Origin of the sequence: Thiomicrorhabdus aquaedulcis, from assembly GCF_004001325.1 — a bacterium.
Lineage (GTDB): Bacteria > Pseudomonadota > Gammaproteobacteria > Thiomicrospirales > Thiomicrospiraceae > Thiomicrorhabdus > Thiomicrorhabdus aquaedulcis.
In genome coordinates this window covers 1,692,336-1,707,460 of sequence record NZ_AP018722.1, presented here as the reverse complement: position 1 = coordinate 1,707,460, position 15,125 = coordinate 1,692,336, and the positions used below count along the sequence as shown (strand labels likewise).

Genomic DNA, 15,125 nt, shown 5'->3' with positions numbered 1-15,125 from the left:
TTCATTACTGGCGTGACTTATGTCATTGACAATGTCGTTAACCTGAACAATGGCTTGATTAATGTCGTTAAGAGATTCGCTGGATTGATTTACCAGCTGAGTGCCTTGCTTAATTTGTTGACCGGCATTACCAATGAGTTTTTGATTTGATTGGCCGCTTCGGCAGAGCGACCTGCAAGATTGCGTACTTCTGCCGCTACCACTGCAAAACCTCGTCCCGCTTCTCCCGCTCTAGCCGCTTCGACGGCAGCATTTAAAGCCAATAAATTGGTTTGAAAAGCCACGCTGTCAATAAGACCAATAATGTCATTAATTTGATTGCTGGCGCTTTCAATATCTTTCATCGAATCAATGGTTTTTTGCATGATTTCAACGCCTTTTTGAGTCACTCCTTGAGCGTTTGCCGCCAAATGTGCGGCGCGCTGTGCATGGTCAGAGTTGCCTCTAACCGAAGCGGTCATCTGTTCCATAGCCGCCGCTGTTTGCTCTAATGCGGCGGCTTGTTGTTGCGTGCGACCGTTTAGGTCTTGGCTGCTGTTAGAAATTTCGTTGGCACCAAGAGTCACGGTATTGGCGGCAAGGCGAACACCTTCAATCATTTGGTTAAGGTGTTTAATTGAGTGGTTTATGGCGTGCTGTAACTCATGCAATTCACCTTCGTGTTTGCCGCTGGCCAGTTGGGTTAAATCACCTTTAGCAAGGGCTTTGGCAGAGTCGGTGATTTCATCAACAGCCGATTGAATTTCGGTTAAAGACAGGTTGACCGAATTTTTTAAGCGCGCCATATCGCCTTTTAAATCGCCTTCAACCCGATGCGAAAAATTGCCTTTGGCCGCAAACTCCATGGCATCTGCAATCGTGAGTATGGCTTTTTCCATTTGGCTCATGGCAAAGTCTACTTTGGTTTTTAATTCACCCTGAATGCGAGCATCAAGACGAACCGAAAAATGTCCTTCTGCAATCCCGGTCATAACTTCTGACAGGGCGCTCATGGTGTTTTCAACGCTGTCTGCCGAGGCGTTTACAAACGTTTTAAGCTTTTCTAAATCGCCGTGTAAATTGGCGGTGACACGTTGGTTAAATTTCCCTTTAGCAATGGCTTCCATGACCTTTTCAATATCATTAAAAGAGGTTTCAAGGTTTTGCATTAGGGCGTTTAAGGCAGAGCCAGCGTTTTGTAATTCTACACTGTCTTGACGGTGGGCCGTATGGCGTAATGTAAAGTTACTGCTTTCATGAACGCGGTGCAGTGTTTCTACTAAACGATGTATGGGGTTGGAAATGCTGCGCGCTAAATAGGTGGCAATTAAGGTGATGAATAAAATAGATAAAAATCCAACACTTAACGCTAGGTTCAACAAATGCTCTGAAGAGGCAAAGGCTTCAGCATCTTGCATTTCAGCCAAAATAACCCATTGTGTTCCTTTAATATTAAGCGGTGCGTAGGCTGTTAAAGTAGGGGTGTTGGTGTAGGAAGGCGAGTCGATAATGCCTGCTTTATTGTTCAATGCCAAATCAATGGCCGGATGTTGCATTTGGTGGCTCTGTGGGTTGGCAAAGACGGTGTTAATGTTAAAGCGCTCGGGTTGCTGTTGTGCATTGGTTCTAAGCAGCTTGTCTTGCCCAACTAGAAAGGTTTCGCCGGTGCTGCCCATGCCTGAGCGGTCAAATAGAATATCGTTAATTGCATTGTGGTTTATTTCAATTATTAAAATACCCAGCGTTTTTCCTTCAAACACCACGGGTGTACTTACAAAAGCAACGGGCAAGCCTTGGGTGGGAGCGTAGCCAGAAAAATCGGTAAAGTGGGTTTGACCTTGTTGTAATCCTTGGCTTGCCTGATAAGCACGCGCAAGTCCAGTAGTTTGATACGGTGCTTGTTTAAGGTTAATACCAAAATCCACCGATTTGTTGACCGAATAAAGCACGTCATGGCTATTGATGTCGACTAGGTAAAGGTCAAGAAATTGGGCGTTTTGGATAAACTTTCGCACCACCGGTTGCATGGACGCGTGAATGGCGTGATACGCCGTGGCACTGTTGGCTTTATTGAGTTTCCAACGATTGTTTAAATCGTGTGGATTATCAATTAAATAATCAGTTTGCATCATCACGGTGGTGGGCGACAGCTGCTCAACAAAATTGGGCATTACGGGTAAAACTTGTGGGTGATTTTTTTGATAGAAATCGGTTAAGGCTTGTCTCAAGCTGGGCATTTGATCTGCATTTTTGTCGGCTAAACTAGCATAAGTTTTTACTTGAGTAGGCAAATAAAACATGGCTTGCAGCACAACTTGGGTGTCGGCTAACGTCATCACCTGAGCATCTATGGTGGCAAAGTAACGCTCAATGGTTTTTTTCTTGAGGTCTCTCACCGATTCTAATTGTTGGTGCGCTAAAGACTTAAGTCCGGTGTCGGCGGTGTTGACAGAAATGATCCCAAAAACGAGTAGGGGTAAAATACCTATGGTTAAAAAACTAAGAATAAGTTTGGGGGTAAGTTTCATAAAAGTATTCCTGTCTTGTCGGAAAAGCCCGATTAATCGAAACATTATGCGCATTAACAGATTATAAAACCATAAAAAATTCACATAAAAACCGCATTGATTTGCTTGGGCGCATTGAGTTGGTCGTTAAGAAGTTTTTTTAGACGATTTAGGCGATTTAATCGCCTTAACTGCATGAATTTTTAGGCATTTTTTGGGTAATCTCGCGCACCAAAAATATCGGTGCCAATTCGCACTAGGGTCGCGCCTTCTAAGATGGCCGCTTCTAAATCACCAGACATGCCCATAGACAGCGTATCTAATGGTAACTCTGGGTGTGCGGTTTGTAAGGTTTTTAATAAGGCGTGCATCTGTGCAAAGGGCTGGCGTTGCGCGTCTAGCGTGCTGGCCGGCTCGGGAATGGCCATTAAACCGCGCACCACTAAGTGAGGCAGTGCGCTTATAGTCGCCATATTGTCTATAACCTCTTGCGGGGTAAAGCCGGCTTTACTGGGCTGTGCGCTAATATTTACCTCTAATAAAATGTTAAGCGGAGGTAAGTGATTGGGGCGTTGCTGGCTTAAGCGTTGGGCAATTTTAAGTCTGTCTACGCTGTGCACCCAGGCAAAGTGTTCGGCAATGGGTTTGGTTTTATTGGACTGAATGGGGCCAATAAAGTGCCATTCTAAATCGGGACGCTGGGCGATTTTAGTCAATGATTCTTGCACATAGTTTTCACCAAATGCGAGTTGTCCAGCCTGGGCTAAGGTTTCAATAGCCTCTATAGGTTTAGTTTTGCTTACAGCCAATAATTTCACCGAACTAAGTGGGCGTTGCGCAAGTTGGCACGCAGATTTAAGTCGGGTTTGCACCGCTTGATATTGTGTTATTAAATGGTATGGCGTAAGGTTATATGACATAAGACTCTCTAGTAAGAGACCTTTGCACGAGTGAATGCACGAATAAAAATGGTTAAAATTCACCTGATTTTTGTTAAAAAACTTGCGAATAGCCAGCTATTCACTGCGTATTCCGCCGCAATCAGTTAAATTTTCCCTCATTTTTCTTTCGCACTTCACTCGTGCAAAGGTCTCAGTAAACAATAAAATAAATAGAGACTAAATTATAGCTATAAAATCAACCTAAAACATAAAGAGGTGCACGTGAAAAAAGTAATGTCCAGTGAAAACAATTATCCCTATAAAGAGAAAATTGACCATGCGTCTTATGAAGCCACCAAACGCTTGCTGCAAATTGAGTTTCTTAAGTTACAACGTTGGGTTAAAGAAAACGATGAGCGGGTGGTTTTGGTGTTTGAAGGCCGAGATGCGGCGGGCAAAGGTGGCACAATTAAGCGGATGATGGAGCATCTTAATCCACGTGGTGCTCGTGTGGTGGCGTTAGATAAGCCTAGCGACATTGAAAAAGGTCAATGGTATTTTCAGCGTTACATTCAAAACTTACCCACTGCGGGCGAAATTGTCTTGTTTGACCGTTCTTGGTACAACCGTTCGGGAGTAGAGCGGGTTATGGGCTTTTGCACGCCACCCGAATTTAATCAATTTATGCATCAAGCGCCTGAGTTTGAGCGAATGATTACGGCCAATGGAGTACGTTTGGTTAAGTTTTGGTTTTCGGTAGGGCGCAAAGAGCAGTTGCGCCGCTTTAATGCCCGTAAACATGATCCGCTTAAACAATGGAAGTTAAGCCCTATGGATTTAGCCTCGCTAGACCGTTGGGATGAGTATACTAAGGCTAAAGAGGACATGTTTTTTTACACCAATACCCTACACGCACCGTGGACGGTGGTTAAGTCTAACGATAAAAGGCGCGCCCGTTTAGAGGCCATGCGCCATGTTTTAAACGTGATTCCGTACGCGGGTAAGGACGTTGACGTGGTTGGCAAGCCCGACCCTTTAATTTTGAGCTCGGGCGAGGATATTTTTCAGACCGATTAAACCGATGAAATAACGCAAGGCAAATGCTTAAATTGCTAATGTCTTGATACAGTTAAACAGACATAAACAAATAGACCTAAAAAGAAAAGAGAGTTTTATGAAAATTGATAAACACGCCTATTCTGTTACAGAAGGGTTTAAGCGCAGCCTTACAAAAGAACAACGCAATGTGTTGGGTGATGAGGCGTTTGAAGAGTTGCAAATATTGGTTGAGGCCGCCATTGGTGATACCGTATCCAAAGCTTTGCACGATTTAGCCAAAGATTTAGAAAAATTGGCTAAAACCACTCGCAAACGTGCCTCGTCAATTGAAGCGTTAGAAGAGTAAGCACTGTAAGCGCCATAAGTCGTGCGCTCAGTTTAAATATATGGTTTTAATGACACCTTTACACCTTAGACGTGCAAAGGTGTCGTTAAATTTAGCCAGTCAAATTGTGCGCAGGCAATCTTAATGTCAGCGTATTGTTCATCGTCTACAAAACTGATCACTTGCCAGTCCTGGCTCATGTCATTAATGCTATTAACGTTGTTGATATCCTTTAAATAGGCTGGGTTTGGTTGTGCTGATGCCCAAAGTGTGAGCAGTTGATCAAGGTGGCCTGGGTAACAGCCCACTAATTCAGCTTCACTGGCAAGGCGATTGGCTATGCCCCAGTCTTCTAATAATTCACACGCGCCAATCGCTTGCGCGGGCATGCTGGGCACCATAAATCGTGCGGGCTTAACCACAAATCCAAAGGTTTTAGAGGCGTGTAATAGCACCAAGGTGTTGCCTGTTTGGTGAGGTGTGTTTGCTTTGGTTTGACGCTGTTTAGCTTGACGTTGCTTGGCCAAATACAACGCATTGGCCAGTCGTGCTTCACTGGCCAAAATAAGCAGGTTTGCTTGCTGGGCGGTTGGTGAGTTGATAAGCGTGTTAAACAACGCATTATTAAAGACAGGCTGCGGAGCGGTTTGCAAGGTGATGTGTGCATTTGTCCATTGCAATAGCGCGGCATCGTCTAAGGTGGTTGGGCTTAACAGTTGCAGGTTAAGCGGGGTCTGGTCAAAAAGATACATCGCCAAAGGTGCTGTATTGGCTTGCAGAGGGTGCCAATAAAACGCCCCAAACTGTTGGGCGAGCGACAGGGTGATGGGTGCGTTTAGGGTGATGTTTATCAGCGCATACCCGCCAGGTTGCGGGGTTTGCACCACGCGCTCAATGAATAGGGTTAATGGGTGTGTGTTGGGTGGGCTTGATGTCACGTCAAAATCCTTAACGCTCTTTAACCAGGCCTGGTTAAAGTCGTTTTAATATCAGTTTTTAATAGCATTTTATACAAAATCCCTAAACACTGGACGACCCTGAAAATAGGTTTGTTCGACTTTGCCAATAAACTCCCAACCAGCAAAGGGCGTATTGCGCCCGGCGCTGACCATGGTTTTTGGGTTTAGTGTCCAAATGGCTTCGGGGTTTACAATCGAGAAGTCGGCCGAGCTGGATTCGCACAAAGTACCGGTTTGAATGCCCAAAATATTGGCCGGGTTTTGCGTTACACAACGAATCGCTGTCATTAAATCAAGCTCGTTTTCTTGCACCAGTTTCATCAACAGCGGCAACAGGGTTTCAAGGCCGCTGATGCCGGGTTTGCTTTCGCCAAAGGGCAGTAATTTGTCGTCGTTGCCCAGCGGCGTGTGGTCGCTGACCACCGCGTCAATCACGCCGGACTTTAAGCCGGCCAATAACGCGGCTTGGTCACGCAAACTGCGCAACGGGGGCGAGACGTGAAACAGGCTGTTAAAGCCCATCACATCCATTTCGCTTAAATGCAGTTGGTGAATGGCGACGTCACAGGTGACCGGTAAACCACGTTGTTTGGCCTGCGCAATCATCTCAACCGAGCGCGCACACGACAGTTGCGAAAAGTGCGCTTTAATGCCGGCTTCTTCCACCAAAATTAAATCACGCGCCAACGCAATGGTCTCGGCCGACGGTGGAATCGCCGGTAAGCCTAAGCGTGAGCTGACCGCACCGGCATGCGCCACGCCGTTGTTTTTTAGTTGGCGACTTTCACTGCGCAACATCACCACAATGTCGTGGGTGGCGGCGTATTCAAGGGCATTTTTTAGGGTCAACGGGTTTTGAATGGGGGTGTTGGCTTGGCTTAACGCCACGCAACCGGCTTGTTTAAGCGAATAAATGGCGCTTAAGCGTTCGCCTTTAAGTTCTTGCGTAAGCGCGCCTATGGGCATGACAAACGCGGTGGCCGCTTGGCGGGCACGACGTTGAATCAGTTCGGTTACCGCTTGCGAATCGTTTACCGGCGAGGTGTCGGGTGGAAAGCAGATGCTGGTAATGCCACCGGCCACAGCCGCCAAGGTTTCTGAGGCGATGTCGCCGACGTATTGACTGCCCGGTTCGCCCAGACGCGCTTGCAAATCAACCAGGCCTGGTAACACCCATTTGCCGGTGGCATCGACTTCTTGATCGGCGCTAAATCCTTCGGGTGGGTTTTCGCCTATTCCGGCAATGCGCCCACGGCTTACGTACAGGTGAGTGATTTTGTCTAGGTTTTGGCTGGGGTCAATAATGCGCCCGTTTTTAATGACCAGTCTCATGCGTTGGTCTCCGTGGGTAGTAGCGTGTCGGATTGCGTGCTCTCTTGCGTGGCAAGGGCAAGTTGTTCGGCTTCGTGTTGCGCAAGTTGGGCGGCGTTACTCATAATAATGGACATCACCGCCATGCGCACGGCAATGCCGTAGGTGACTTGTTCTAAAATAACCGACTGCGGGCCATCGGCCACGGCCGAATCAATTTCGACCCCTCGGTTAATGGGGCCTGGATGCATCACAATCGCATCGGGTTTGGCTAAGGCCAGGCGTTTTTCGGTGAGGCCATAGAGTTTAAAGAATTCTTTTTCACTGGGGATGAGCGCGCTTTGCATGCGTTCGTTTTGCAGGCGCACCATAATAATGACGTCAACGTCTTTTAAACCGGCTTCTATGTCGTGAAACACGTGCACACCCAAGGCTTCGGTGTTGACTGGCATTAGGGTCTTAGGGCCAATGACGCGAATTTCACGCGCTTCTAGAATACTCAACGCTTGAATTTGCGAGCGCACCACACGCGAGTGCAGAACATCGCCCACGATGGCAATTTTTAAATCAAAAATATCGCCTTTGTGTTTACGAATGGTAAACATGTCCAGCATCGCTTGGGTGGGGTGGGCGTGTTGACCGTCGCCGGCGTTTAGCACGTGCACGTGTGGGGCAACGTGTTGCGAGAAAAAATGCCCCGCACCGCTTTCGGCGTGGCGAATCACAAACATGTCGGCCTGCATGGCTTGCAAGTTCCATAAGGTGTCGAGCAGCGATTCACCTTTTTTGGTGGCCGAGGTTTGAATGTCCAAACTGGCAACGTCGGCCGAAAGCCGTTTTTCGGCAATTTCAAAGGTGGTGCGGGTGCGCGTGCTGGGCTCAAAAAATAGATTCATGATGGTTTTACCGCGCAGTAACGGGACTTTTTTAATCTCGTTGGTGTGCGGGTTTATAAACGATTCGGCGGTGTCTAATATCTCGGTTAAATGGTGTTTTTTAAGGCCTTCGATGGTTAAGAAGTGCTTAATTTTACCCAGCGCATTTAACTGAATATTGGGGGCGGAAAGACGCGCGGCGCTCATGCTGATTCCTTATGTTGATCGAGTTCGGAGTGGGTAAGAGTGCTGCCGTCTAAGCAGGGTTGCTCAACCATGGTAATGCACAGTGGGTCGGGCCCGGACAGTTTAACGGTTTGATGGCAATGAATAATTTGGCCAACCACATCGGGTTGAAACGGCAGTTCACGACAGCCTTTGCGATCAATCAGTACCACTAAGGTGACGCTGGCAGGACGGCCATAATCAAAAATCTCGTTTAAAGCGGCGCGAATGGTGCGCCCGGTATACAGCACGTCGTCTACCAAAATAATGTGTTGGCCGTCAATTTCCCACGGAATGTTGGACGGTTGAACGGTGGGGTTTAGGCCAATTTTAGAGAAGTCGTCGCGGTAAAAGGCAATGTCAATAACACCCAAAGGCGCTTCTATTTGCAGTTGTTGGTGCAGTTGTTGAGCAATCCACTCGCCACCGGTGCGTATACCAATCATTTTGGGGGCTTGGCTAAAGATGGCCTTGGTTTTAATTTGTTGGCAAAGGTCATCGAGTAGGGCATTGACGTCAATGGCGAGATGGGTCATAAAGTTCCTAACATAAAGCTTAATTGGGTGGGGTAGACTGCTGTGTATTGTGGGTTTGCAGCCAGTTTTCTAAAATAATTTGCGCGGCATGGTCGTCAATATAACGTTGCTTAAGCCCGCGATGTTCGGCCTCGATGGAGCTAAGTTGTTCTTCTATAAAAAACACCGGCTTTTGATAGCGGCCGCTAAGGCGTTGCCCAAATTTGCGTGCCGGCTGGGTTAGGGCTTGCTCGCGGCCGTCTAAATGCAAAGGCAAACCCACCAAAATGGCGCTGGGTTGCCATTGTGCAAACAGTTTGGTTATGTGCGCCCAATCGGGTTGACCGTCTTTGCTGTTTACAATGGCGGCAGGCGAGGCCGTTTGGGTAATGGTTTGACCTACTGCCACGCCAATACGGCGCAGACCAAAGTCAAACGCCAATACCACACCCTTTACAACGGTGTTGGGTTGCGGTTTAAGCATGTCCCACCTCGGAGCTTAAAAAAGCCGGTGAAATGCCTAAGGTACCTAAGGCAACGTGCCATTTGCGCGAGTGTGGGGTGTCAAACAATAGGGCTTGATTATAGGGAATCGTAAGCCAGCTGTTGGCGTGCAGTTCTTGTGCCAGTTGACCGGGTTTCCAGCCAGCAAAACCTAAACAAATAACACACTGTTTAGGGCCTTCGCCTTGAGCAATCGCCGCCAAAACGTCTTCGGATACGGTCATAGCCAAGTGGTCTTGCAAGGGCATTGAGCTTTTCCAGTCGCCGATAGGATGGTGCAATATAAAGCCGCGTTCCATGTCAATGGGCCCGCCCATGTACACCGATTCGTCTAGCATGGAACGATGGACGAGCGCGGTAAAGTCAAAGTGGTCTAATAGGTCTTGAATATTGAGTTTGTGAGGTAAATTAACCACTAACCCCATAGTGCCCATTTCGTTGTCTTCGACGATGTAAATAACGGTTTTTTCAAACCAACTGTCGTCTAACGAGGGCATGGCAATTAAAAAATGGTGTTCGAATGAGGTTAATTGATTCATGGGCAAAATTATAACAGTTTCAGGCGTTTTTCCATGCCTTTTGTTTGTAAAAACTCACCGTTTTGTGTAATGCAAAAAACATCGCTAACGCCCATTTTTTGGGCAATGGTTTGCCACTGTTCGGGGCCGGCAATGAGCAGTGCGGTGGCGGCCGCATCGGCGGTGGTAGCATCAGGGTGAATGACGGTTACCGACGCAAAACCGTTGGCTGGGTAACCGGTGTTAGGGTTAATGATGTGCGAATAGCGTTGGCCTTGCCATTCAAAATAGCGTTGATAGGTGCCCGAGGTGACCACACTTTCGTTGGAATATAGATTGAGCGATGCCACGACTTGATTGGGTTGACTGGGGTTTTGAATGCCAATTGACCAGGCCTGGTCAACTAGGGTTTGCGCGTTTGAGGCGGATTTGGGCTTGTGACCGATCACTTTCATGTCGCCACCAATGCTCACCAAGGCGTTTTGTATACCGGCCGATTGCAAGGTGTTAAGGGCGATGTCAATGGCCAAACCTTTGGCGTTGCCGCCAAAGTCGAGTTGTACATTGGGGTTGCGACTGGTGAGCGTTTGGCCGTTAAACGTTAGGTCTAAAATAGACGGGCGGTCTTTAAGCCATTGATCTATCTTACTTTGTGGCGGTGGCGGGCCTTGCCAGTGTTCGCTGTGAAAGCCCCAGAGTGCGATAAGTTGGCCAATGCCCGGGTCAAATAAACCATTACTTTGACGGGTAAGTTGTTGCGATTTTAGAATAAAACTCTTCACCGAATCGGCCACGTCGATAGGCGATTGTTGGGCTATGGCACTGTTTATTTTACCCACCACGCCGCCTTTTTCCCAAGCATGCCAGTCAATATGAAACTGCGCAAACGTCTGCTCGACCTCCCTAATCGCAGCCTGCGCCAGTAGCGGATCGGGATGGTAAACCACAATATTAACGTGCGTGCCAAAGACCAGTATTTGCGCTTGGGTTGGTGTGCTTGCTTGACTGGATGGCTCGTCTGTTTGACTGCAGCCGATGAGCAAGAATAGATTGATAAACCCAAGCCAAGCTAAGGAGAGCTTTGCACGCGTAAATCCACGCGTAAAAGCCGCTAAAGCCGGCCATCTTTGGGTCAAAAAAATTGCGATATTTTTTCTCATTTTGCTTTAATCCGCTAGACCCCTAGGCACTCCAACGTTGACTCAATACTTCAGCCTGTCTTAAACACAGTTCAATCGCTTCATCGGCTTTATCAGGTGGGTATTTCCATTTTCTTAACGCGCGTCGAACTAAATTGCGCAGTTTGGCGCGTACGCTGTCCCTAACTTGCCAGTCGACTGTGGTGCTTTTGCGTAAATGCTCGGTGATGTATTTGGCAAGGTCACGCAGGTTATTGTCGCCTAATTCGCGTACGGCCGATTCGTTTTGAATTAAGGCGCGGTAAAAAGCGATTTCATCAGGGTTTAACCCTAATTTATCGGCTTGTACTAAGTCGGCTTCCATCTCTTTGGCAAGAGCAATCAGCTCTTCGATGACTTGAGCGGTTTCAATGGCACGGTTGTGGTATTTACGCAGGGATTCCATAATGCGATCAGAATATTTCTTTTCTGAAACCACATCGGTTTTCATGCGAGCTTTTATTTCGTCGCGCAACAGTTTTTCTAGGAGTTCCATGGCCAAGTTTTTCTGTGGTAGGTTTTTTACATCTTCTAAAAACTCATCCGACAATAACCCAATATTGGGTTTGTCTAAGCCCGCCAACTCAAAAATATCGGCGACACCATCGGCCACAATGGCATTGTCGATAATTTGCTTTAGAGCCGAATTTTTGGCTTCATCGGTTAAACGTTTATCCACCACCGTAAATTTGGTAATGGCGGCTTTCACCGCAGACAAAAAGGCAATTTCTTTTTTTAAAGGCTCGGCCTCATCCATGGTGCCGCATAGGGTAAAGGCTTTGCTCATAGCGGCCATTACATCCAAATAACGTTTTTTACCATCCTCTAGCGCCAAAATATGATTCATTGCACCGGGTAATAAATTAAGCGCTTTGGTTTCATAATCGCGGTAATCAAAACCATGAAATAGCCCGTGAACGATGTCCAGTTTTTCTAATAAAATAGCGAAGGCCTCACGCGTGTCTAAAGTAGGCGTGCCTTTGCCTTTAGAATCGGTATAGGTTTTTAATGCCCGCTTTAGTTCATTAGCAATGCCAATGTAATCCACGACCAAGCCACCGGGTTTGTCCTTAAATACACGGTTTACCCGCGCAATGGCCTGCATTAGGTTGTGGCCTTTCATCGGCTTGTCGATATACATAGTGTGGCAGTTCGGCGCATCAAATCCTGTCAGCCACATATCGCGCACAATCACCAGTTGCAGTGGATCGTTAACGTCTTTAAAGCGTTTTTCGAACAGTTTTTTAGTGTCTTTGTTATAGATGTGCGGTTGTAGTTTTGATTTATCCGATGCTGAACCGGTCATGACAATTTTAATGGTGCCTTTGGCTGGGTCAGAGTCATGCCATTCAGGTTTAATAGCGACAATGGCATCATACATGTCCACACAAATCTCACGACTCATGCAGACAATTAAGCCTTTACCAGGCATGGTAGAAATTCGAGTTTTAAAGTGGTGGACTAAATCTTTACCCACTTGCTCTATGCGTGGTGCACTGCCGACTAATTTTTCTAAGGCAGCCCATTTTGATTTGGTTTTTTCACGGGTAGAGATGTCTTCTTCATCTTCCATCACCTCCTCGACATCATCGTTTAAGGCTTCAATATCGCCCTCGTTAATATCCAGTTTGGCTAAGCGAGATTCGTAATAGATCGGAACCGTAGCGCCATCGTCTACCGCATCTTGAATATCGTAAATAGACACATAGCCACCAAATACCGCGCGCGTGTCTTTGTCTTCAGCAGAAATCGGTGTGCCGGTAAACCCAATAAATGACGCTTGGGGCAGGGCGTCGCGTAAATGTTTGGAATAGCCAAAGGTGTATTGACCGGTTTTGGTGTTGAGCTTAGCTTTATCGCCATATTGGCTGCGGTGGGCTTCATCACTGATCACCACAATATTGTGGCGCTGGCTTAAAACAGGGTGGTGCGACTCATTCGCTAATAATGCAAACTTTTGCACGGTAGTGAAAATGATTCCGCCCGATTGACGCGAAGCCAAAATGTCGCGCAACTCATCTCTGTCACCCGCCTGAATTGGGGTTTGTTTTAAGGTTTCAGACGCCATGCTAAAAGTATTAAACAGCTGGCCATCTAAGTCATTACGATCTGTCACCACCACAATGGTGGGATTGTTCATTTCGGGTTGGGCTAATAACTTACCCGCATAACAGACCATTGAGATCGACTTACCCGAACCTTGCGTATGCCAAACCACGCCGGCTTTACGCGAGCCAGGCACAACTTCATTGCCATAATTAGCGCGCGGTTCAGCAACGCCGCTTTTCAATTCTTGGGATGCAATGATCGTCGCTTTAACTGCTTCACGCACTGCATGAAACTGGTGATAACCCGCAATCTTCTTAATCGTTTTATCGCCGTCTTGCTCAAACAACACAAAGAAGCGAATGTAATCTAAAAACAGCTCAGGATTAAAAAAGCCTTTTACTAAGGTTTCTAAGCGATATTCAAATAAAGGCTGGTCATCCTCGTTGGCCACGGTTCTCCAAGGTAAATAACGCTCTTTATTCGCTGTTAAAGAACCGATACGGGCATTTAAACCATCACTCACCACCAAAGCCTCGTTAAAGGTAAACAGATCGGGGATTTCATCTTTATAGGTTTGCAATTGTTGGTAGGCTTGCCAAATATCTGCATGGCTATCCGCAGGATTTTTAAGCTCCAAAACGGCCAACGGCAAACCATTAATAAACACAATCACATCGGGTCGGCGATTACCTTTGCTCCCCATAATGGTAAATTGATTCACCACCAAAAATTGATTGTTAGCGGAGTTACTAAAATCAATCAGCTGAACATAATCGGTTTTATCTTCGCCTTGGTGTTTAAAGTTGACCTTAACGCCCTCTAATAGCCACTGGTGAAAGGTCTTGTTGTTTTTAATGAGGATAGGGGTTTCAGGTTTAGCTATTTGATGGGCAACGGTTTCTAAAACAGAAGAGGGGATATGCGGGTTAATGATTTGCAGTTGAGTCACTAACCGACCAAACAGAACAATTTGGCGATAATCACTGCGCTCTGGGGTTTCGCCATCGGGTGCAATTTCGTAGCCATTGGCATAGTCATAATCCATGGATTGAAACCATTCAAGGCAGAGTTGTTCTAGTTGGTCTTCGGTGATCATATTCACGTTTTCCTGAATGATAAATATCGAGTAGTTTGTTATATCTTTAAAATCACCAGGCCTGGTAGTTTTTAATTCTTTTTAGGCCTAGTTTTTCGGATTTACTTGTTTTAGCAATGGCTTAAGGGTTCGGTCAAAATCCGACTCGATATTTTGACGTTTATTAAATTCTTCATATTCAGCAAACGCCTTTTGTTCCGCCTGTTTACGTGAAACTTTGCCGTAGCCTTCCAAAATACGGTATTCGTTAAAGCTTAAAAACTTATTGACACTTTCTGCAAAAGCTTCCATGGTAAAAGTAGTGCGACGTTCGATAATCCCTTCGACATAATCAAAAAAGCTCGTCACCAAACGCTCAAGCTGTTTAATTTCAGTTTCACTGAGGTAATTTTTACCAATCATCGTATCCGACTTTAAAATTCGGCCTGATGGTGCATGTTTAAAAGTACTTAAACCCATATTGGATAAATTGGCATCAGCTTTTTCATATATCAATTCGCTAGCGGTTTTTCCCGTAATCGCAAAATGAAACTTATCTTGCACATGGGCATAAAACAAACGGGTTGTTTCAGACTGCGGATCATAATCAATACTGCATTCAGCAAAAATATCGGTAATTTGCTGATAAATACGGCGTTCACTAGCGCGTATCGAACGAACCCGATCCAACAACTCTTTAAAATAATCTTTACCGAAAAACTGCCCATTTTTTAAACGCGCATCATCCATCGCAAAGCCTTTGATGATGTACTCTTTAATCAACGCCGTTGCCCAAATACGAAACTGAGTCGCTTGTGCTGAGTTGACGCGATAACCCACTGAAATTACCGCATCGAGATTATAGTATTTAACCGATTTTGTCTGAGTTTTGCCTTCAATAGCACCGTGTGCAGTGGTATGTTCCAAAATGGAAACAACCTCTGCTTCAATTAGCTCACCGCTTTCAAAAATGTTTTTGAGATGCTTACTAATCGCAGGGCGCTGAACACCAAACAATTCCGCCATGCGTTCTTGAGTCAACCACAAGGTTTCATTATTGAGCAATACCTCAACCTTTACCTGACCACTTGGTGCGGTATAAAGCAAAAACTCGGTGGTTTGATCTTTTAACGACAGTTCGTTCATCTATTTATTCCATGTAAAA

The 15,125-nt window shown here is 46.2% G+C and carries 12 protein-coding genes and 1 pseudogene; 2 read left to right on the top strand and 11 right to left on the bottom strand.

What is annotated here, in order from left to right:
• Positions 1–6: 6 nt before the first annotated feature.
• Positions 7–1,148 (bottom strand): annotated as a pseudogene (locus tag EP181_RS12895) (methyl-accepting chemotaxis protein); the annotation flags it as partial.
• A 1,541-nt stretch (positions 1,149–2,689) separates the two neighbouring features.
• On the bottom strand, positions 2,690–3,406 hold the full coding sequence (locus EP181_RS07775; RefSeq protein ID WP_127471136.1) for a YggS family pyridoxal phosphate-dependent enzyme: 717 nt from the start codon (positions 3,404–3,406) through the stop codon (positions 2,690–2,692).
• 255 nt (positions 3,407–3,661) lie between these two features.
• On the opposite strand from EP181_RS07775, the gene ppk2 reads away from it, so the two are divergent.
• Complete coding sequence (gene ppk2, locus EP181_RS07770) at positions 3,662–4,444, top strand: polyphosphate kinase 2 (protein WP_197723417.1); 783 nt, start codon at positions 3,662–3,664, stop codon at positions 4,442–4,444.
• 97 nt (positions 4,445–4,541) lie between these two features.
• Entirely contained in the window at positions 4,542–4,772 is a 231-nt protein-coding gene (locus tag EP181_RS07765; protein ID WP_127471134.1) for a hypothetical protein, read from the top strand.
• 65 nt (positions 4,773–4,837) lie between these two features.
• Here EP181_RS07765 and EP181_RS07760 read toward each other — a convergent pair whose 3' ends face one another.
• The 9 genes from EP181_RS07760 to EP181_RS07720 all read right to left on the bottom strand — a co-directional run bounded on the left by EP181_RS07760 (position 4,838) and on the right by EP181_RS07720 (position 15,106).
• The gene (locus EP181_RS07760; protein WP_127471133.1) at positions 4,838–5,689 is read right to left on the bottom strand and encodes a hypothetical protein; all 852 of its coding nucleotides are present in this window, start codon (positions 5,687–5,689) and stop codon (positions 4,838–4,840) included.
• Positions 5,690–5,758: 69 nt separating this feature from the next.
• Positions 5,759–7,042, bottom strand: coding sequence for a dihydroorotase (locus tag EP181_RS07755; RefSeq protein ID WP_127471132.1), 1,284 nt, complete (start codon positions 7,040–7,042; stop codon positions 5,759–5,761).
• A complete protein-coding gene (locus EP181_RS07750; RefSeq protein WP_127471131.1) occupies positions 7,039–8,103 on the bottom strand; it encodes an aspartate carbamoyltransferase catalytic subunit in 1,065 nt (354 codons plus the stop codon). The genes EP181_RS07755 and EP181_RS07750 overlap by 4 nt, the downstream gene beginning before the upstream one ends.
• Positions 8,100–8,657 carry a bifunctional pyr operon transcriptional regulator/uracil phosphoribosyltransferase PyrR gene (gene pyrR, locus EP181_RS07745; protein WP_127471130.1) on the bottom strand — a complete coding sequence of 186 codons (558 nt, stop codon included), beginning with the start codon at positions 8,655–8,657 and terminating at the stop codon, positions 8,100–8,102. Before pyrR ends, EP181_RS07750 begins: the two co-directional genes overlap by 4 nt.
• Before the next feature lie 19 nt (positions 8,658–8,676).
• Positions 8,677–9,120, bottom strand: coding sequence for a Holliday junction resolvase RuvX (gene ruvX, locus EP181_RS07740; protein WP_127471129.1), 444 nt, complete (start codon positions 9,118–9,120; stop codon positions 8,677–8,679).
• The gene (locus tag EP181_RS07735) at positions 9,113–9,679 is read right to left on the bottom strand and encodes a YqgE/AlgH family protein (protein WP_127471128.1); all 567 of its coding nucleotides are present in this window, start codon (positions 9,677–9,679) and stop codon (positions 9,113–9,115) included. Before EP181_RS07735 ends, ruvX begins: the two co-directional genes overlap by 8 nt.
• A gap of 8 nt (positions 9,680–9,687) precedes the next feature.
• Positions 9,688–10,794 (bottom strand): FAD:protein FMN transferase, encoded by a 1,107-nt coding sequence (locus EP181_RS07730; protein WP_232023386.1) that lies wholly within the window; start codon positions 10,792–10,794, stop codon positions 9,688–9,690.
• Positions 10,795–10,840: 46 nt separating this feature from the next.
• Positions 10,841–13,981 (bottom strand): type I restriction endonuclease subunit R, encoded by a 3,141-nt coding sequence (locus EP181_RS07725; protein WP_127471866.1) that lies wholly within the window; start codon positions 13,979–13,981, stop codon positions 10,841–10,843.
• Positions 13,982–14,068: 87 nt separating this feature from the next.
• Positions 14,069–15,106, bottom strand: a complete 1,038-nt coding sequence (locus tag EP181_RS07720) for a virulence RhuM family protein (protein ID WP_127471126.1) — start codon at positions 15,104–15,106, stop codon at positions 14,069–14,071.
• Positions 15,107–15,125 lie beyond the last annotated feature (19 nt).